Annotated in this window: 8 protein-coding genes; 5 read left to right on the top strand and 3 right to left on the bottom strand. The window is 59.8% G+C overall.

The genetic code is table 11. The features are described from left to right. Nucleotides 1-67: 67 nt before the first annotated feature. On the bottom strand, nucleotides 68-3,154 hold the full coding sequence (gene fdnG / locus IEW24_RS28150) for a formate dehydrogenase-N subunit alpha (RefSeq protein ID WP_188584252.1): 3,087 nt from the start codon (nucleotides 3,152-3,154) through the stop codon (nucleotides 68-70). 423 nt (nucleotides 3,155-3,577) lie between these two features. On the opposite strand from fdnG, the gene IEW24_RS28155 reads away from it, so the two are divergent. The 5 genes from IEW24_RS28155 (at nucleotide 3,578) to IEW24_RS28175 (ending at nucleotide 17,074) form a co-directional block, all read left to right on the top strand. After that, nucleotides 3,578-3,970 (top strand): response regulator transcription factor, encoded by a 393-nt coding sequence (locus IEW24_RS28155; RefSeq protein ID WP_188584253.1) that lies wholly within the window; start codon nucleotides 3,578-3,580, stop codon nucleotides 3,968-3,970. A gap of 511 nt (nucleotides 3,971-4,481) precedes the next feature. Next, the gene (locus tag IEW24_RS28160; RefSeq protein WP_188584254.1) at nucleotides 4,482-10,022 is read left to right on the top strand and encodes a trifunctional serine/threonine-protein kinase/ATP-binding protein/sensor histidine kinase; all 5,541 of its coding nucleotides are present in this window, start codon (nucleotides 4,482-4,484) and stop codon (nucleotides 10,020-10,022) included. 384 nt (nucleotides 10,023-10,406) lie between these two features. After that, nucleotides 10,407-15,992: a trifunctional serine/threonine-protein kinase/ATP-binding protein/sensor histidine kinase gene (locus tag IEW24_RS28165; RefSeq protein WP_188584255.1), complete on the top strand. Its 5,586-nt coding sequence runs from the start codon at nucleotides 10,407-10,409 to the stop codon at nucleotides 15,990-15,992. Continuing rightward, nucleotides 15,989-16,399, top strand: coding sequence for a response regulator transcription factor (locus IEW24_RS28170; protein ID WP_210324302.1), 411 nt, complete (start codon nucleotides 15,989-15,991; stop codon nucleotides 16,397-16,399). The genes IEW24_RS28165 and IEW24_RS28170 overlap by 4 nt, the downstream gene beginning before the upstream one ends. A gap of 3 nt (nucleotides 16,400-16,402) precedes the next feature. Continuing rightward, a complete protein-coding gene (locus IEW24_RS28175; RefSeq protein ID WP_244644719.1) occupies nucleotides 16,403-17,074 on the top strand; it encodes a response regulator transcription factor in 672 nt (223 codons plus the stop codon). 507 nt (nucleotides 17,075-17,581) lie between these two features. On the opposite strand, the gene IEW24_RS28180 is transcribed toward IEW24_RS28175, so the two are convergent. Together IEW24_RS28180 and IEW24_RS28185 are read right to left on the bottom strand one after the other, a co-directional pair. Beyond that, on the bottom strand, nucleotides 17,582-19,909 hold the full coding sequence (locus tag IEW24_RS28180; protein WP_188584256.1) for a hypothetical protein: 2,328 nt from the start codon (nucleotides 19,907-19,909) through the stop codon (nucleotides 17,582-17,584). Continuing rightward, nucleotides 19,899-20,993, bottom strand: a complete 1,095-nt coding sequence (locus IEW24_RS28185) for a hypothetical protein (protein ID WP_188584257.1) — start codon at nucleotides 20,991-20,993, stop codon at nucleotides 19,899-19,901. Before IEW24_RS28185 ends, IEW24_RS28180 begins: the two co-directional genes overlap by 11 nt. Between the last annotated feature and the right edge of the window lie 311 nt (nucleotides 20,994-21,304).

Here is a 21,304-nt window from a genome sequence, read left to right on the forward strand (position 1 = left end):
CCGAACTTCGCCGGGGCGGTCGTGACCGGAGGGTTCGGTGCTGGTTTCAACATGACGTGCCCCCTCCTTACGCGACCGGCCCGGTCGAGGGCTCGATATTGACAAGGAACGCCTTGAACTCGGGCGTCTCCATGTTGGCGTCACCGACCGATGGCGTCAGCACGTTGGCGGGGAAACCCTTGCGGGCCGCACCGACGAAGCCCCAGTGGATGGGGATGCCGACCACATGCACAGGCTTGCCGTCGCAGATGATGGGACGGATACGCTTGGTCACGTAGGCCTTGGCATAGACCTGCCCGCGCTTGGACCACACGCGCACATGACCGCCGTTCTGGATGCCCTTCTCCTTGGCGAGCTCTTCCGAGATCTCCACGAAGAATTCGGGCTGCAGGACTGCGTTCACATGGTTGTTCTTGGTCCAGTAGTGGAAATGCTCGGTGAGGCGATAGGAGGTCGCCGCATAGGGGAATTCCTTGGATGCCGGCTCCGCGAACTGGGCGAAGTCGTCCTTGAACACGCGGGCCACCGGATTACCCCGAACCTTGGGGGCCACCAGATTGACCATCGGGCTCTCGAATGGCTCGTAATGGGCCGGGAACGGGCCGTCTCGCATGGACTTGCCTACAAAGAGACGCCCGCTCCCCTCTTGATTCATGATGAAAGGGCCGACTTCCTGCGGCTTCGCCGTGGGGGCAATGTCGGGCACGTCGTAACCGGTCCACTTGGCCCCGTCCCACCACAGCAGCTTGCGGGTGTCGTCCCACGGCTTGCCGTTGATGTCGGCGGAGGCGCGGTTGTAGATGATGCGGCGGTTCGCCGGCCAGGCGAACGACCACTTCAGATACGCGCCGGTGTCGTCGGGATCGGAATTGTCCCGGCGGGCCATCATGTTGCCGTCCTCGGTGAAAGAGCCCGCGAAGATCCAGCAGCCCGACGCCGTAGAGCCGTCGTCGCGCAAAACGCCGAAATTCGGCAACTGCTTGCCGGCGGTCAGCAGCTTCTTGGTGGGATCGTTGGGATCGAGCACGTCGGAGACGACGTAGCCGTTCATTTCCCGAGCAAGCTCATCCGGTCTCGGCTCGCCGGGATCTTCATAGGGCCAGTTCAGATTGAGAATTGAATCAGGAAAGGCACCGCCCTCCGTGCGGTATAGCTCCCGCAGGCGGAGGAAAATCTGTGCCATGATCCAGTTGTCCGATTTAGCCGCCCCCGGCGGGGTGCTGGCAGGCCAGTGCCATTGCATCCAGCGGCCGGAATTCACCAGCGAGCCCTCGTCCTCCGCGAAGCAGGTGGTGGGCAGTTGAAGCACTTCGGTCTGGATTTCAGCCGACTTCACGTCATTATAGACGCCATGGTTCTCCCAGAAGCGGGCAGTCTCTGTCTCAAGCGGGTCCATGACGACCAGCAGTTTCAGATTCGACAGCCCTTCAGCGAGCTTCGCCTTGTTGGGAAAGGCTTGCAACGGGTTGAAGCCCTGGCAGAAGTAGAGGTTCATCTTCCCCTGCTTCATGAGCTCAAACGCGCGCAGGATGTCATAATTGGCAACATCCAGCTTCGGCAGATAATCATATGCCCAATTGTTCTGCGCGTTGGCCGAGGCGCCATACATCGCCTTCATGAAGCTGACGAAGAATTTCCGGTAGTTCTGCCAATAGCTCGTCTGTCCAGGTCGAAGCGGCTCGAAGGCACGCGACGACATATAGGTTTCGAAGTCCTGCTCGGCGTCCAACGGAAGGTTCATATAGCCGGGCAGCATGTTGGACATGAGCCCGATATCGGTGAGGCCCTGGATGTTGGAGTGACCTCTCAGGGCATTCATGCCGCCGCCACGCACGCCGATATTGCCCAGGATGAGCTGGAGCATCGCCATGCAGCGGATGTTCTGGGCGCCCTTGGAATGCTGGGTCCAGCCAAGCGCGTACATGGACGTCATGGTCTTGGTGGGCGTGCAGCACTCGCCGATCATCTCGGCCACCTTCAGGAACTTGTCCTTCGGCGTGCCGGAGATGCGTTCCACCAGTTCCGGGGTGTACTGGGCGACGTGAGCCGTCAGCAGATTCCAGACGCAGCGAGGATTCTGGAGGGTGTCGTCCACCACGGCATAGCCGTCGGGGCCGATCTCGTAATCCCAAGTCGAGCGGTTGTAGTCCCGCTTTTCCTCGTCATAGCCGGTGAAGAGGCCGTCATTGTAGGCGAAGCCCTCCTTCACGACGTAGGTCGCGTTGGTGAAGGCCTTCACATAGTCCCACTGAACCTTGTTGTTGGTGATGCAGTAGTTGATGACGCCCAACAGGAAGGCGATGTCCGAACCCTGACGGATCGGAGCGTAATAGTCGGAGACCGCAGCCGAGCGCGTGTATCGCGGATCGACCACGATAAGCTTCGCACCACGGTTGGCTTTCGCCTCCACGACCCATTTGAATCCGCAGGGATGCGCCTCAGCAGCGTTTCCGCCCATGATGATGACCAGATCGGTGTTCTTGATGTCCGTCCAGGGATTGGTCATTGCGCCACGGCCAAAAGTTGGGGCGAGACTCGCCACCGTCGGGCCGTGTCAAACGCGCGCTTGGTTATCAAACGCCAGAATGCCGGTGCTTCGGACCACCTTGTAGGTTTCGTAAGCGGTCTCGTTTGTTGCAGCCGACGCCGCGAGGAAGCCGGTGGTGAGCCACCTGTTCACGGTCACGCCGTCGGCGTTCTTGGCGATGAAGTTCCTGTCGCGATCGTCCTTCATGGCGCGCGCGATCTTGTCGAGCGCAGCGTCCCAGGAGATCGGTTCGAACTCGTCAGATCCACCTCGCCTCAGCATGGGTTGCTGAAGACGCGACTCGGACTTCACGATATCGCGGAGGGCCGCCCCCTTTGGACACAGCGTGCCGCGATTGGTCGGGTGATCAACGTCACCCTCGATATGGATGAGTTCTGCGTGGTCGCCCTTCTTCCGATCACCCGCCGTATAGATGAGGATCCCGCACGCTACCGAGCAGTACGTGCATGTGTTGCGCGTCTCCGTGGTGCGAAAAAGATGGAAGGGCTTCACATAGTCTGCCATGGCCTGATCGAGATCGACGAAGCCCAGCGCTCCCATTGTTGTGCCGGCGAGAGTAGCTGCGGATCCACGGATGAAATCGCGCCGCGATATGTTCGGTCCCATGTCGGAGTTCCCGCTGGATGCGTCGCCATGCATACCCCAGCCGTGACTGCTCTCTCGGCCGACCGTTGGCGACGATTACACGCTTATGCTGGATCACGTCCCACTTTCGGGACATCAGCAGCGTGTCTGATTTGCCCATGCTCACTCACGGTTTCGGTCATACCATTGTATGGGTTTGGGATGCTGTGGGCGGGCTTTCGCAGTGCGCTTGGACGGCAGCCGGGAAGTCCGAGATGGCACACGCAGCGGTTGCCTGGAAGCAGCGGAGCGAGAGGTGTTGAGATCCCGCCGGCTTGCTGCCTATTGTGTATGTCGACGTAAGCGTGGTTGCCGTCCCGGAACCGATACCTTGGTGTGATAGACGACCCGCTCGCGACGTGAACCTATCCACCTCTTGTAAGGGTAGGGGAGGCTGCGCGCCTTATGGGGGAAGCGGTGATGATGCGGGCGGATCCGATCGTTCATGTGATTGATGACGATATCTCGGTGCGGGAGTCGGTCTGCCTTCTCCTGTCGACGGTCGGGTTTGATTGCCGTGAATATGAGACGGTGCAAGATTTTCTGAGCGGTCACGAACCTTCTGTCAGCGGATGTATCGTGCTGGATGTAAGGCTCCCGGGGATGAGTGGGCTGGAGTTTCAGTCACGGCTGGGGCAGCTCGGAATCACACTGCCGGTGGTGATGATGACCGGGCACACCGAAGCACCTATGACGTTGAAAGCGCTCAACGCCGGTGCGGCTCATTTTCTGACCAAGCCTTTCCAGGCTCAGGAAATGATCGATGCGGTGAGCAGTGTGATGGCATCTGCCAAATGAAGATGCGGCAGATAAATTATAGCCATGTATCCTAGGGGCTTGGGGAAGGGGAATGGTATAGCGTTGAGCCTGACATGGAAGCGTGGGGCCGATCATGACGAGTGGTCAGATTCTCCACAAAGGCGGTATTTGAATGCTATATGCAGTTTCAATTTCGGATGGGTGTCCGATCTTGAGCCAGGCATTTGAGGTAGGCGTGGCCGTGTTGATGGGGCAGCTCAAACTGCCCCCGGTCTGCGAAAAGGTGCGGCCAGTCCAAGGCGATCGGGCAGCGTTGATGACGGTGCCTGTACGCTACGTGGGAACTGTCTGCGCAGCGTTTCCGCCGAGCGATGTCGATGTGTCCTAGACAGCGGTATGCTCCATGCGCCTGATGATTATCGAGCTAATACATGTCTGCGTCGTGCTCAGGCGGCAGGTGAACTCGGCCATATATTATCGCGTTGTTCGCCCTGCTTTCGCGTGGGGTTTTGCCTTTATGCACTCGACCATGCGCGGCCGGAGCGCCTAGATGTCCGACTTCACTAGCGCCGTCGCTCAGTCGCGCAGCGTCGATTCAAATTGCGCCTGGGAAACCGATGGCTTGCTCCATTATCGTGCGACCGCTTCAGGTGCGGATGACGGCAGTGGCGGTTATGTCGTGGTTACGCCGGCGGAGGAACATCCCGATCCAAGTTTATCAGAACGCCTGACACATGCATATGAGTTGAGGCGTCATCTTCATCCCTCCTGGGCGATCTGCCCGGTGAGCCTCACGCGCGAGCAGGGGCGGACACTTCTGACGCTCGATGTTTCTGGTCGCGAACCCCTCGGGCGATTGATCGGGGCGCCGATGGAAGTCGGCCTCTTTCTGCGTATTGCAACCGCTTTATGCGGAACGGTGCATCGCCTGCATCAGGGGGGCCTGGTTCATAGGGACATTAAGCCAGATAACGTATTTCTTGACACGGCCTCGCTTGAGGTCCGATTGTCCGGCTTCGGCTTTGCCTCGCCGGTGATGTCCGAAAATCTATCCGCGACTTCGCCGGGGAATATAGTTGGGTCCTTGCAGTATATGGCGCCGGAGCAAACGGGCCGCGTGGACAGGGTCGTGGATGCCCGTTCGGATTTATATTCTCTGGGAATTACGCTTTACCATCTGCTTGCGGGGCGTCTGCCTTTCGTAGCAAATGATCCAGTGCAGTGGGTGCATTGTCATGTGGCACGGTTGCCCGCGCCCTTGACGGATCTCGCACCAGAAACTCCGCAAACCATTTCGCGGATACTGATGCGCCTGCTCGCCAAGATGCCCGACGACCGATATCAGACTGCTCTTGGTGTAGAGCGGGATCTGGCACGCTGCCTTGATGAGTGGTCGAGAGGTGGCTCGGTATCCGATTTCGAGATCGGTGGCGATGATGGGGCGGGTCGCCTGCTCATCTCGGGGAAGCTTTATGCGCGGGCGGGCGAGACTGCGAAGCTGGAGCATGCCCATGAGCGTATCCGGATGTCTGGGCGACCAGAGATGGTTATGGTTTCTGGAGGCCCTGGCGTTGGAAAATCCGCTCTCGTTAATGAATTCCGGGAGCGCCTTTCCACAGGCGGGGGGCACTTTGCCACCGGTAAGTGCGATCAATATCGTGGCGAGATCCCCTTTGCACCCGTCGCACAGGCCTTCGAGCGGTTGATAAGGGACGCACTGGGCACGCTCGAAGAGGAAAGCGTGACCCTAAGGGAAAAGTTAGCTGCGGCTCTGGGCGTAAATGGTCAACTGCTCGTCGCGCTTGTTCCCCATCTTGGTCTCGTGCTCGGTGAATTGTCGCCGCTATCCGAAGTCGATCCGGTCGAGACGAGAGCGCGCTTTCATAAGGCCTTCGAGGAACTGGTCGGTGTATTTGCTGCGCTGGACCGTCCCCTGATCCTGTTCGTCGATGATCTGCAATGGGTGGACGCGGCCACCCTCGACCTTCTCAGCCATCTCGTAACCGCTCCAGGTTTGCGCAATCTGATGGTTGTCGGCGCATATCGGGATGGTGAGGTGGCCGCCGACCATCCGTTGACAGGCATGATGGATCTGCTGCGCGATCATGGTGTCCTCAGACAGGAAGTGGCGCTGGCGCCTCTGTCTGTCGGGGACCTCGTGGAGTTGATGTCGGAGTGCATGCATGCCGAGGCGGAGAGCGTGGGTGATCTTGCCGCGCTTGTGGCGGAGAAAACCGCGGGGAATCCCTTTTTTGCCATCCAGTTCATAGGTGAACTGGTTGGGGAGGGGCTTCTGCGGTTTGACCCGGAGCGTCTGCTGTGGGCGTGGAGCCTGGAAAGCATGCGTGGCAAGGGCATGAGCGATAATGTTGCCGATCTGATGGCTGCAAAGCTCAGCCGGCTCACCGCCGATAGCCGACAGGTCCTGAGCGCGCTCGCCTGCTTGGGCAGCGAGGCGGAGCTTTGGAAAATCGGCGCCGTTCTCGATCGCGACGAGGCGGATATCGGGTCTCTATTCAAGGAGGCGATTGAGGCAGGGCTGGTTGTGTCTTCCAGAGCGGGGCTCTCCTTTGTGCACGACCGCGTCCATGAAGCAGCCTACGCGTTAGTGCCTGCGGAAGATCGCGCACTCCTTCATCTCGAGGCTGCACGGGCTCTTTTCCGGGTTGCGGGATCGGGCAGGATGGATGAGCCGGTTTTCGGTTTGGTGGATCAGTTCGACCGCGGTCGGATACAAATCTCTTCACGGGAAGAGCGGCTCGTCGTCGCGCAGCTCAACCTTACCGCTGGCAGGAGTGCGCGGAGCTCCGGGGCATATTCGGCCGCGCAGCGATATTTCACTGCTGGCCTGGATCTGCTCCCCGAAGACAGATGGGAGTGCTGCTATGCGCTCGCGTTTGAACTGGAGCACCTGCATGCGGAGTGTGATTTCATCAATGGCGAACTCACCTCAGCGGAGGAGCGGCTTGTTCATTTGATGGGGTGTGCGCGAACCAGAGTCGACCGGAGCGACATCGTCTGCCTTCGCATCCTGATCGCCTTCACACGTGGTCGACATGGAACTGCCATCGAGATCGGCCTGGCATTCCTGCGTGAGGTTGGAAGCACTTTGCCCCTCGATCCCAGCGATGCCGATGTGCAGGGGGAGTATGACGATCTCGTGCATCGCCTGCAGATCGTCTCTGTTGAGCACGTCGCCGAACTTCCTCAGATGGTTGACGAAGATCGATTAGCTATCATGCAGGTGCTCACTGAGTTGTTTCCGGCTGTTACCACTGCCGCGAACACATCGAGAGCACTCGCGGATTTGATTGTCTTGCGCATGGTGAATATGAGCCTGCGCGACGGCAACTGCGCGATGTCGAGCGTTGCCTACTCCGCACTTGGCTTATTTCTTGGGCCGCGCTTCGGGGACTATCAATCAGCCTATCAGTTCGGCCGGCTGGCCTGCCAATTAGCAGATGCCTACGGTTCGGATCGCTTGCGGGCGCGAGCCTACGCACAGACTGGCTCATTCTCGATGCCGTGGTTTGAGAGCCTCTCGCAATCCGATGCCTGTTTAAGGCTGGCACTTGCCGCCGGCAAGTCATCGGGAGACGTTGCATTCGCCGCCTATACCTTTCGGAATCTGGTCACAAATTTGTTCGTTGCGGGTGCTCCACTCGCCCAGGTGGCGTTTGAGGCGGAGGCGGCCATTGCATTCGCGCGGGGCTCTGGCTTTGCCGCCGTTGTTCAAGGGTTCGTGGGACAGCAGTGGTTGGTCGCCGAACTGCGCGGCGTTCAGGCGGAACCTGTCGCGAGCGATGACTGGGCGCGCAAGGATGTATCTGAACAGCGCGGCCTCGCGCAGGTGGCCAGTTATTACTGGGTTTTTCGTCTCATTGAACGGTTCTTTTCCGATGACTATGTGGCGGCGCGTGAGGCGGTGGAGTTCATCGAGCCGATCCGTTGGGCCATGCTGGCGGGGCTGGAGCAGATCCTATTCGACTTCTACGCCGCTCTCACCTATGCGGCATTGCATAGTGAGACGGTCGCGGAGCAGCGGGCCCAGCAAGTGCAGGCCATGGGCAATTATGCCGCAAGGGTTGTTGCGAGGGCGCACGACTGTCCTGCCAATTTTTCCAGTTACGCCCTGATTGTCCGCGCAGAGGCTGCGCGCATTGGAGGGCGGGTGGCCGAGGCGGAGCTTTTGTACGAGCAGGCGGCGCAATCCGCCTCCGAAGGTGGGATCCTACATAATGAGGGTCTCGCAATGGAACTGGCGGGTCGGTTTTTCCGCTCGCGCGGGTTAGACAGGGCTGCCATGGGCTATCTGCGGGACGCCAAGGCCTGCTACCTGCGGTGGGGCGCTCTGGCCAAGGTACGGCAGATGGAGCGGGCCTTCCCTGGCTTGTATCGCCAGCCGCCCTCTCCCGATACTCCACTCGGGCTCACGGCTTCGGCAGAACAGCTGGATCTCACGACCGTTCTGAAGGTGTCACAGGCTATCTTTGCCGAGACCGTTCCGAGCGAGCTCCTGGCGACGCTTATGCGGCTGGCACTCGAGCATGCGGGCGCTGACCGCGGTGTCCTTCTCCTGCTTCGCGGGGCAGCTCTGGAAATTGTCGCCGAAGCGAACACGGCTGTTGAAACATTTGAGGTAAGGTTGCTGCAAGGGGAGCTCTCGCATGAGGAGCTTCCCGAAGCGCTCCTGCATCAAGTTGTCAGGACCAGAGAGGCGTTGTTGGTACACGATGCCCGTGTGTGCGAGGTTCCCGGCGCTGATACCTACTTCCGTCGTCGCGGCGTGCGTTCGGTGCTTTGCATGCCCCTGCTAAAGCAGGCGCAACTGGTGGGGCTGCTGTATCTTGAGAACGGGCTGAGCACGAACGTATTTACGGCCACGCGGCTCTCCGTGTTGAAGTTCCTAGCTTCAACGGCCGCGACTTCCTTGGAGAATGCTCAGCTCTATGCCGGCTTGCGTGAGCGCGAGGCGCAGGTGCGCCGCTTGGTCGATTCCAACATCATCGGCATCGTTATATGGGAGGTACCCGGAAGGATTATCGAGGCGAACCAGGCTTTCATGGATATCGTTGGGGGGGATCGCGGGGAGTTCGGGGCGGGAAACGTCCATTGGCACGACCTCGCCTCGGGCGAATGGCTTCCATCCGACGATCATCGGATGGACGAGCTCAGGCATACAGGGGTGATTGCCCCTGCTGAGACCGTGTTCGTCAGGCGCGACGGAACGCAAGTTCCTGTCATGCTGGGTTATGCGCTGTTCGATCAATCTCCGACCCAGGGGGTCGCATTCGTTCTGGATCTGACAGACCGCAAGAATGCCGAGCGCGCCTTACTAGACGGGGAGCGCCGATATATCGAACTGCAGCTTCAACTGGTGCATGCGAATCGCGTTGCGACCATGGGGCACCTGTCGGCTTCCATAGCGCACGAATTGAATCAGCCTTTGACGGGCATCATGACGAACGCGTCGACCTGCCTTGCCATGCTTGCGAACGATCCTCCCAACGTAGCGGGGGCGTCGGAGACGGCCCGGCGGACGATCCGGGATGCCAAACGCGCCTCAAACGTGATCAATCACCTACGCACCTTGTTTTCGAGCAAGGAGGCCAATCGGGATCAGCTGGATATTGGTGAAATCACGCGGGAGGTATTGGACCTCTGGGCGCAGGAACTGCGGCGGGGGCGCATTAGGGTTCGTGCCTGCCTGCCCGGTGGCCTGCCTCGGGTGTCGGGGGATCGTGTTCAGCTTCAGCAGGTGATTTTGAACCTCCTGCAAAACGCCGCGGATGCCATGGCTGGGCAGGAGGAAGGGGCACGAGAACTAGATGTCTTCACCTACTACGATCCGGAGCAAGGGGTCTGTCTGTGCGTGAAGGACACGGGATCGGGATTTGAGACGCAGGATACCGAAAAGCTCTTCGATGCCTTTTACACCACAAAGAGCAAGGGGATGGGGATCGGGCTGTCGGTAAGCCGGTCGATCATCGAGCATCATGGCGGGCGGATGCGCGCCACACAGAATGAAGGGGCTGGTGTCACCGTATGCTTTTCCATTCCTACCGAGGGCGCCGAAGATCGGTCTCCCTGACGGGGGATCCAACAAAAGCGCCATGGGCAAGGTGGCTGCGACCATGCCTATGTCATTGGACAATCGATACCTAAGTGCAATCGACGGGTTCCGTGATCCGCTTACAGTCCGCTGCAGCAGGGCACCGACAGCACGTTGGATGCTGCATTCTGGGTAGATTGCCAGAGATGTTTGGGAATGGTTCGGGAGCGAAGCGGCTGCGTTCGCGCTCGTCAAGATGAAACGCGTTTAGTAATTGGGGGGATAGCGACTTAAAGTTAATGGAATGAGTGGAGACCGAAATACGACGCCTTTTTCCCTTCAAATGTGGATGTATGCCAGTGCGGTCATCTCTTTCCATCAAGCTGCGTAGATCCCGCTCGCGGATTGGGAAAGCCCGCGCGCATGCGGTTGGGCGTTTCTGCTTTAAGCCTAGCGCTCAATGCTATGCCTGAATATTCCGCATATTCGCTCGAGCCTTTGACCGTCGAGGCCGAGTTCGCCCTTTGTATAGGGCGAGCGCAGGGCAAGCCTGCCGTTCTGGCGCGCGTTACTCGGGGAGGGGATGCAGGTAGCCGGGCCGCGCTTGCGCGGGAATTCAGCTTCGCCCGGCTGATTGACGCCGACTGGGCTGCCCGTCCTCTTGCGCTGTCGCGCTATGACAATGGCGAGATGCTCGTGATCGAGGATCGCAGTACCAAACCTCTCGACTTCATCCTTGCAGAGATGGAAACGCTGCCATTCAATTTGAGGGCGCGCCTTGCATTGGCGATCGCGTTGGTGCGTGCGGTGCGGGGAATGCATGCCGCTGGCGTCGTGCACTCGCACATCCGGACCGGATTTTTCTTGGTCGATGGCGATGGTCGTATCAGGATCACTGGGTTTGATGCAGCGTCCCTCTCTAAAGCTAATACGGGAGGTAAATCGCTCACTGACGTGAGCATTGAGGACCTGCCCTATTTGGCACCGGAACAGAGCGGCCGCACCAACCACTCAGTGGATATGCGGACGGACCTGTATTCTATGGGCGTGGTGCTGTATTTTCTATTTGCGCGGCGCCTACCGTTTACTACCGCAGATGCAGGCGGGTTGATGCACTCGCATGTTGCGCGGACACCCACCGCACCGAGTGTATTCGAGGCGGATCTCCCCAAGGTAATCGACGAGATTATCTTGAAGCTGCTCGAGAAAGATCCAGATCGTCGCTATCAGAGTGCTGCTGGTGTTGGGCACGATATAAGCCAGTGCTTATCCTTACTGGAAGAGCACGGTTCGGTTGAGGCGCTGAGGATTGGTCTTTTTGACGCGTCTGACCGGCTTCGTACGGCAGGCAAGCTGTTTGGCCGACAGGAAGACCTGGGCCGCCTCATGGAAGAATTTCGCGGTACGTCCGAGGGGCGGGGCAGCGCCGCTGCCTTCATTTCCGGCGAGGCCGGCATCGGAAAGTCCGCGCTGGTGGACGCGTTCCGGGAGTGTCTGCCTCGCACCTGTATGTTCGCGGCGGGCAAGTTCGACCAATACAAGCGTGACATTCCGTATGCGACGTTGGCACAAGCACTACGTGGCACCTTTCGGGCGTTGCTCGCGAAAGGTGAAGTCGAATTGGTACGGTGGCGTGCGGACCTGAGCAGCGCGCTCGGAGTCCATGCGCAGCTCATGGTGGAGCTAGTTCCCGAACTTGCGCTGCTACTTGGCGAACTGCCACGTGCACCAGTGGTGGAGCCCCAGAGCTCTCAATCCCGGTTCCACGCCGTCTTCATTGCACTCCTTGGCGTCCTGGCCCAATCGGACCATCCGCTCGTCCTGTTCATTGACGACCTGCAATGGCTTGATGCGGGCACGCTCGCTTTACTCGAACGGATCCTGAGCGATCCGGGACTCCGGTATCTGATGGTCATTGGCGCCTATCGCGCGGATGAAGTCGACTCCGCGCATCCGCTCACGGCAACGATCGATTCAGTGTCGAGGCTGCGCGGCGAGCTGACGGAGATCAGTCTGTCTCCCTTGGGCAAAGATGCCCTCAGCGCATTCGTGGCCTCCATACTCCAGGTCAATGCAGAGGTGACGCTACCACTGGCTGAAGTTCTGATTGATAAGACCGCAGGAAATCCATTCTTTGTCGCGCAATATGTCACTGCATTGGCCGAGCAGCGCCTGCTGGCGTTCGAGGTAGACACGGGAACGTGGGCTTGGGACATCGAAGGCATCCGGGCTCTGCCAACGGCGGAGAATGTCGCAGATTTCCTGGCCGCCAAGCTCCGGCGTCTGGACGCACAGACGCGATCCGCGCTTTTTCACCTCGCGTGTCTGGGCAATGGGGACACGACTGAGAGCCTAGCCGATATCCTTGGCAGATCGACTGATGAGGTCAATGCCACGCTCTGCGATGCAGTCGACGGCGGCTTCGTGATCAGGTCGGATGAAGTTTTGCGTTTTGCACACGATCGTGTGCAGGAGGCAAGCTATGCACTCTTCCCGGAGCCCGACCGTGCGGCCGCACATATGCGCATTGCCAAGGCGCTGTATGCGCGACGCGGTAACGACGCCTTTGACGACCGTCTTTTTGAGGTCGTGAATCAGTTTACGCGTGGCCTGTCGGCGTTGGAGCAGCCTTCGGATCGCGTGATGATCGCCGGTCTTTGCTTCGCGGCAGGAAAGCGCGCAAGGGAGGCATCCGCATTCCAGTCTGCACAACACTTTCTGGCAATGGGCAGTGGTTTGCTGCCAGGCTGGGGGGAGGAAGCGCAGTTCGATCTCATGTTTGGTATCGAGCTATTGCGATCCGAATGCGAGATCGTGAACGGAGAATTCGGGGCCGCCAACGGGCGTCTATCTGTGCTCGCTTCTGCTGCAAGAGCCGTTGAGACGCGGGCGCAAGTTGTCTGTCTGCAATTGCTCATGCATTTTACGACAGGTGGTATCGAGCGAGCCGTGCAAGTGGCTCTGGCATTCTTCGAGAGCGTTGGTGTGCCATGGTCCTCTCATCCGACGGAGGCGGATGTCCGGCGCGAATATCAGGTGCTCCGCTCAATCCTCGGGGACCGGACAGCCGATGATTTGTTAAAGCTTCCGGCCATGACGGACCGCACCTGCATGGCCATGATGTCCGTGCTGACCGAGGTGTTTCCCGCAGCTTACGCATTCGACAGATGCCTGCTTGAGCTCGTCCTCCTCCGGATGACAAATCTGAGCCTTCAATTCGGAAATCATGAAAGCTCCAGTGTCGCCTATTCGGCGCTGAACATGGCTCTTGGCACGAGATTCGCGGATTACGAAACTGCGGTCATGTTCGGTAGCGTCGCGCGCAGCCTCGTCGAAGACCACGGGAATAACCGCCACAGATCGCGTGTGTATTCCTGCATCGCTGCGTTCACGATGCCGTGGACGCTTCCTCTCCCTCAGTGTGAGCCATTGATGCGGGAAGCCTCTCGTGTGGGCCGGTCGATGGGTGATATGGCCTTCGCTGCCTACAACGCGCGAAATCTCATCACCCATCTGCTGGTGTCAGGGGAGACACTCGAGGCCGTTAAGCGTGAGGCCGAGGATACCTTGGCATCCGCACAGCACCTGCAATTAGGTGTGCCCACAGAGCGGTTCGTCCAGCACTTGGCGTTAATCGAAACGCTTCAGGACAACGCGATTACCCGGAGTTCAAACGAAGCGCGCGCGAGACAGCCCGTTGATCTGCCCCCGGGTGCTGCGATGATGGAGTGCTACTATCGGGTGTTCCGACTTCAGGAACATTATTTCCTGGGCGAGTTCGGGGCGGCGGTCGCGGTGGCGAACCATATCGAGCCGGCCCGTTGGGCCATGCGCTCCTCGATTGAGGAATCCGAATATGAATTCTATACCTCGCTCGCGCTAGCTGCCATGCTCAGGGGCGAGGCGCAGCATTCCGACCTGCTGCATGACCTTCGACTGCATCACGGGCGTATCGCTGCGTGGGCGCGAGGCTGTCCGGAGAATTTTTCCGCACGTGAGGCATTGGTACGTGCGGAGATCGACGGTATCGAAGGTCGAATTTCGGCAGCACAGGACGCCTATGAACAGGCGGTCCAACTGGCTGCTGCCCAAGGTATTACGCAAGTCGAGGCACTGGCCAGTGAACTGGCCGGGGAATTTTATGACAGGCGAGGGCTCAAGACGCTTGCGGAGGCTTATCTTGCCAAGGCGATCCAGTGTTATGCGCGCTGGGGTGCGCAACTGAGAGTAAGGCGGTTGGAGACGCGCTTTCCGTCGTTACGCCTCGTGGGAGAGCCTGCACGCAAGCCGTTCCATCAGAGCAGTTCCCTCTCGCGCCTTGATGTGGAGGCGGTCGGTAGAGCATCCCTCGTTCTGAGCGGGGAGATGGTGCTTCCGAACCTTCTTGAGAAGCTCATGCGGCTCGCTGTCGAACATTCGGGGGCGCAGCGGGGTATTCTTGTTCTGATGCGGGAGGGCGTGCCGCATGTGGAAGCGAGAGCGGCGACGGCCGACGGACCGATCGAGGTTCAAGTTGCTAGTTCACGGCTGACCGGCTCGGATCTGCCGCTTTCGGTTTTCAATTACGTCCTGCGAACCGGTGAGCGCATCCTGCTGAACGATGCCGTATCGAGCGGGCTGTCGGCAGAGGATGATTACGTGGTCGGGTGGGCTACTCGATCCGTCATCTGTCTTCCAATACGTTCGGAGTGCGGCGTTGCCGGCGTTCTATATCTTGAGAACAACCTATCGACCCGCGCGTTCAGTGTTGACGTTGCCGCGTTACTTGAGTTCCTCGCCTCGCAGACACCCATCTGGCTGGAAAATGCGCGGCTGTATTCTGACCTCCAGCGCAGTGAGGCCTGGTTGCGGGAGGCCCAGCGCGTCAGCCTGACCGGGAGCTTCTTCTGGCGAGTTAACTCCGAAGAGGTTGAGTTCTCCGAGCAGACTTTCCGCGCCTATGACGTTGATCCGCATAAGGTGGTCACGCTTGAAATCCTCGGAAGTCGCTTCCATCCGGAAGATCTGCCGCAGTTTCAGCGCATGCTGGAGGCGGCACGTCGAGGGGAGGGGGACATTGATTTCATGCATCGTGCGTGCATGGCCGACGGAGCGATTAAGTATCTCCACGTTGTGGCGCATGGTAGCCGCTCGAATGGCGGCGACCTCATTTACACAGGCACGGTGCAGGATGTGACACAACGTCAGGCGGCCGAGGCCGCACTCGGCAAGGTCAGATCAGAGTTGGCCTACGTGTCCAGGGCAACAAGTCTCGGCGTCCTGACGGCGTCCATCGCACATGAGGTCAACCAGCCGCTGTCGGGCATCGTCAACAATGCAAGTGCATGTTTGAGCATGCTGTCAGCTAACCCTCCAAACATCGAGGGGGCGCGGCGAACAGCAGAGAGATCTCGACGGGACGGGCATAGGGCAGCGGATGTCATCAAGCGACTCCGCGCGTTGTTCGGCTCACGGGCACTTTCGCATGAGCGGGTAAACATTAACGAGGCCGTTGATGAGGTTTTGGCGTTGTCAGCGGCTGAATTGCAACACAGCAAGGTTGTAGTGCGCCGTGTCCTGATGGATCATATTCCTGATGTCATTGGAGATCGTGTGCAGCTTCAGCAAGTAATGTTGAATCTTATTCTCAATGCGTCCGACGCCATGAGGGAAGTTTCGGATCGACAGCGTCTCATTATCGTGCATACCGCCTTGGACAAGGACAGCTGTGTTCGTCTTGCGGTTCGCGACAGCGGGAACGGCATCGATCATTGTGACCGAGAGCGCATATTTGAGGCATTTTACACGACACGAACGGGCGGCATGGGGATGGGATTGTCAATCAGTCGTTACATACTTGAGAGTCATGCGGGGCGCCTATGGGTTGAGCCGACGGAAGAGCGTGGCGCTACGTTCGTGTTTGCAATTCCGTCCGCGTCATCCCCTAAGGCGGAAAAAGGGAGAGGGAGGGCACCAGAGCATGGACAGTCGCGCGACTGGTCTGATGTCCTCGCAGGGAACGCCAAATGACCGCGCTCATGTCGGATTTGTCGGTAGTAATCGTGGATGATGACGAGTCGGTGCGAGAGTCGCTTCCGGACTTGCTCGGCGTGCACGGATTTTCTTCGCAAGTATTTTCATCGGGTGAGGAGTTCCTCGCTGCGAACTCTTTTGGGAGGATTGGCTGCGTTCTTCTTGACATCGCAATGCCAGGAATGTCAGGGCCTGAAGTGCAGCAAGAGCTAAAGCGTCGTGGAGTTCGAGTTCCAGTCGTCTTTATTACCGCGCACGGCGATGACATCGTGCGTCCGCAAGTGCTGGCGTTAGGTGCAGTTGATTGTCTGATCAAGCCCTTCACAGATGTAGCTCTCATCGGGGCCGTGAATGCAGCGTTTCAAATTGCTGTGGCGCTGGCGGGATCTAAGGGGGCTTCGTGATGTATGTATACGCCCTCTCCCACGCCGCCTGCTAAATCCATGAACACAGAACGGCCGCTTGTCTTCGTTGTCGATGACGATGTCTCGACGCGGGAGGCCCTGGAGGCACTTCTTGAGCATGCAGGGTTCAAGCCCATCTTGTTCGAAACCGCCCGGGCGTTTCTATCTTTCGTGAGGCCGCGTGTTCCGAGCTGCCTTGTGCTTGATCTTAATCTGCCGGATCTGAACGGTTTGGATCTTCAGAGCATGATCGCTGTCGAGACCGATCGGATCCCGATTATCTTCATAACGGGCTATGGCGATGCGCCAAGTATCGTGCGCGCGATGAAGGCCGGTGCGATTGAATTCCTGACCAAACCTCTGGATGCCGAGGCACTTTTATCGGCGGTCCGGGATGCGATCGAGCGCAGCCGTGCCACTCTCAGGGTCGACACTGCTTCCCAGGTGGTTCGGGATCGTTATGCAACCCTAAGTCGCAGGGAGCGGGAAGTCATGACATTGGTCATCGCAGGTTCGATGAACAAACAGATCGCGGCGGAGCTCGGAATCAGCGAAGTCACGGTGAAAGCGCATCGTGGGAAGGTCATGCAGAAGATGAAGGCCGCGTCGCTGGCCGACTTGATCAACATGCAGGCGCAGGTGGGTAGGCCGGCCCCGCCTGTGAAGCGCGGCTAGAACAGCCACTTACCCGCTAGGTGAGGCGTAGAAGATGCGCCACCGAAAGCGGCGCGGCGAATGTCAAAGAGGAGACGGAGGCGGCTGCAGCGTGGCTGGGCGTGGGATGTCCGCTCTCGGGTAAACTCTCAGAGACCGCTCTCGACCCAAAGCGGCCCTCCCGGCACGGCGGCGCGAATGGCTGCTTTGCGCCCCATCTCAGCCGTTCGGGATGGCTCGTTCCGCCCCCGAAAGCGGTCGCTACCCAAGCCACACAGGGGCCCAACCCCAGATAAGTAATATGCTTCATACCTTAGTTTTGGAAGGATCGCTCCTGCTACATCGCACTGAGATTTACGCGTGCTGGCTGGTCCGCAAGCTCATGTGCCCCTCTGTTCCGCAAATATAAGAATCGGATTGCACCAGCAATCGAGCATGCATACAATTGATTAAGCTGAATCTGCTTGGTCATTGACGCTGATCTGCACAGCTCCTGATGCCGTAACATCCGGTATGGTGGCGCCGGACCTATCTTGGATCTTCCATTTTACCTGTAGCAGTTAGATCAGGTGCTTTAAGTTCGAACGTCGGGGTGTCCGCCCACTTAAACGCCTGGCGCACCCGTACACGGAGAGTGCCCTTCATCTCTTCGCCGAGCTCGAACGTCAGCTCGGCGTGGCGATCAGGAGGTGTTGTCTCGGCGTATCGCACCTCGCGAAGCGACGTTGCGGAGAACAGCCATGCCTCACCCGATCGGAAGTCCGCGCCGAACACGTCGACGCCCTCGACGGTGGCGATGTAGGACGCCCGTCTGCTCGCGCGCGGACGCTGCTCGATCGTAAGCCCCGGTCGATCTGCGGCTGGTGCGTAAAGGAAGCGTCGCAACGCCCGGCCCTCGGCGTTGCGTGAGATGACAAGCACTGGCTCCGGGCCTACTTGCTGAACCAGCGGTCGCAAGTCGCGCCAGAATGCTTCCTCTTCCGCTCGACCTGCGACCGCCGCCTCGATGCGCGGGCGTTGGCAAAACGCAGCCCAGGCATACCGACCCGCCATCTCGCGGGCCCCGGAGACCAGCATCTCGTCGAAGTTGGAACTGGGCGACTCCATCGGCGGCTCGGTAAGCTGCGCCTTGCCAATGCCTGAGAAGGTCATGTCGCGCCACTGGGCGCCGTCGCTTTCGGCTGCGCGACCGACCTCCACACCGCGGAAGAAGGGCGTTTCCACCTCCGAGGTCAGCAGCGCTTCTTCTATCGCTGAGCGCAAACGCTCCAGCTTCGCGGGATCGGCCGGACGGGCTTGAAGTCGATGCCGCCGCTTCTCCCCGATCGCGTTTGAAACCTCGCTGACGATATTTCTCAACCGAGCCTTCGACCGCTCAGGGTCCCGGTCCGGCGACAGAAGCTGAGTGCCGCGATCAAGCGCGGGAAACTGCTGCTCCAGGGTCGACTGAAATCGCCCGAGCTGGTGGAGAATGTCGCGCAGCGAGCCATCGCCTTTAGGCAGCACCTCCTCCTCGTGCGCGAGCGCGGTGATCCGCTCCTTCAGACCATCGTCACCCTCGTCGGGAACGTGCGCCAACAAGATCACGAGGTCGGACAACAGGAGACCGTCACGGCCATGCAGCGTGGAGGGCGTGAACACGCGCCCTGGCACCACGCGACGCTCGGTCATGTTGTCGAGCACTGCGACGGAGTGGTCGAGGTCGGCTGCGTAGGAGCCATTGCGATACCGTTCCCCCGTCGTCTCGAGGCGGAGCAGGTCAAGGAAAAGCGAACGGAAGCTCAGCGGTTGCCGGCCCGCATGACGATGATCGTCGTCGCTCGCCTCCCGACTTAGCAGCGCCCGCGCAGTGCGCGCACCGATGTCCGAGGCCTGCTTCTCGTTGATGGTCCAGAACAGTAGCAGCGCTGACGTCAGCAACACGGTGTCGTCGTGCGCACCCAGGACTACGCTAGCGAACAGCTGGTCCGGTGTCGGCGGCGGCATGTAATCGTAGCCGAGCGGAGCGGCCTTTGCGCTCGCCTCCGGCCAGTTCAGGTCGAGGATGCTCGGGAAAAGCAGACGCCGGTGCCGCAGCTCGGCTCGATCGTCCAAACGATGGTCGACCGCATGTACCCACCGCACGAGCGCTTCGCGAAAGAGGGCGGCACCAGTCTCGTCCTCATTCCACACCGCAGTGGCGAGGCAGTAGGCTGTGTTCGTCAGGTGCTGCCACAGGAAGGGCCAGCTCGCCCTGAATGCCGCCCAGCGCTCGACGTCAGTTAGCTCGCTACGCTCGCGCCAACTATACATCGACGGTGGGCAGTGGAGCAGGCTTTCCCAGGCCCCGACGATCTCTGGAACAACGCTCTCATACGCCTTCGCGTCGGACCCCGCGAGCGCCAGCCGAGGCTCCGCGGCTTGTCCCTGACGTGTCTCGACCGTGGTGCGCTTCGTCACCCAGGCTTCGAGGCGGCCGACGAGCAACGGACCGAGGTCCAAAATCGCGCGCACCACGTTCGGCGACAGCTCGGGGTCGCCGGGGCCTGGCATCAGTCGGCCGGAAACGTAGGCGAGGGACCGAACGAAATGACTGTCGTCAACGAGCTTGTCCGCGGCACGCTCGAACAACCGACGGTACTGCCTGATCCACTCCTTGTGTGGTGCGTTCCACGCATTCCCCGCGATCTCGGCGAAGTTGAAAGCAGCACCGTTCGGGTCGCGCGAGGCTCCTAGCGCTAGCAAGAAGCGATGATACCGGGTCATCTCGCGGAACGCGCCATCGAATGCGACCGGCGCGAGGAGCTCGATCTGCGCTGCTACCTTGTCGGCCAATTCTTCGAGAATCGCCTCTGGCTTGGGAAGCTCATCCTTCATCGCGGCTGCTCCTGAAGATGAAAGCGCGCCGCAAAACGAACTTTTCGAAAGCGGTCAGGGGCACACCTTCGCGCCTTCGGCACCAGCTGACGTTTCCGCGGAGTACCCCGCCTATGTGGGGCGTGAACCATATCGAGGGCCCCATGCGCCCAAGGCCGTGCGACGCCGAGGTGGGTTGCTGAGCAGCCGCTGTGACGCACCGGGCGGACCAGCGCTTCAGAACCCAGCGCACCCACGTCATCCTGACGTCGTGGAGCGCCACCGGCCGAGCGAAGAGCGTCTCGACCTCGACGTTCCAAGGCGCGCCGAAGTCGAAGCCGAAGGTTGCGGTGGGGCGTCCCCGATCCTCCTCGTCGTCGCCGATGAGCTCCTTCGTCGCAAGCCCGTAGAGCTGCTCGCGCAGCCGCTGCGTCAGATCGCGCGGCAGTACAACGTTGGCGGTGTAGCGTTCGCGGAGCGTCTCGCGAGCCGACTGCTGAACGAACCGGAACGTGGTGGCGATGAAGTAGGCTACCGCGGCGAGGTTCACCAGCAACCAGGCAAGGTGGAGACCCAACAAGCAGAGCTTGAAGAACTGGAGCTCGGTCCCGAGCCCGAGACGGTGAATGAAGAACTGCAGAGGCCAGAGGAGCTGAGCGCACAACACGGCCGCTAGGGCAACGCAGCTCGCGACGAGCTCGAACGAGAAAGACTCGTGATAGTAGACCTGAACGTCAGTCGAGGATCCCTCGCGTTGCGCGATCAGCGTCACAAGCGCTAGCGACAGCGAGATGACTCCAAGCAGCCCGATCTGCGCGCCGAGCAGACAGCTTGATACGTTCAGCATCAGAGCTTTGATGTCGGTCGCCGGCGCTGAGCCGGAAGTGCTCCAAGCCGGGAGCCAGGCCGGGACGAGCCAAACGCTGAGCGCCTCGGCCGCGACGACCGCAACATTTACGGCCATGTACGCGATGATGAACCGCCCGAAGGTGCCTGATCCGAAGAAGCGCCGGAGCGCGCGATGGACGAGCCCATAGCGAACGCGGCGGGCGACCGGGTTCCCGCGCAGTTGCTCGGTCACCTCCCGCCGCACCCAGCGGTTCACGCTTCCGGTCCATCCTCCGCTACGCCAGTCGATCATTAGGATTCTACACGTTCTTAGATTGCGGACCGAGCATGAGCTTCAAGGTGACGAGCTAAGTACGAAATCGCAACAGATTCTACGGCCGGACCGTGTATGCGCTGCGAGTCGAGCAGCCGCCCCCAAACCTAGGGTGCGAACCCATCGGCATCAGGCGCCTGCTTCAATTTCCTTCCGAGTGAGCAGGCGTTGCACGTAGCGGTCACACTTGGCTATGGCGACACGCTTCTCGGGCATGTAGTTCCGGCGGTCGTAGGTCCTAAAGCTGACATCTT

This window comes from Azorhizobium oxalatiphilum (assembly GCF_014635325.1).
Taxonomy (GTDB): domain Bacteria; phylum Pseudomonadota; class Alphaproteobacteria; order Rhizobiales; family Xanthobacteraceae; genus Azorhizobium; species Azorhizobium oxalatiphilum.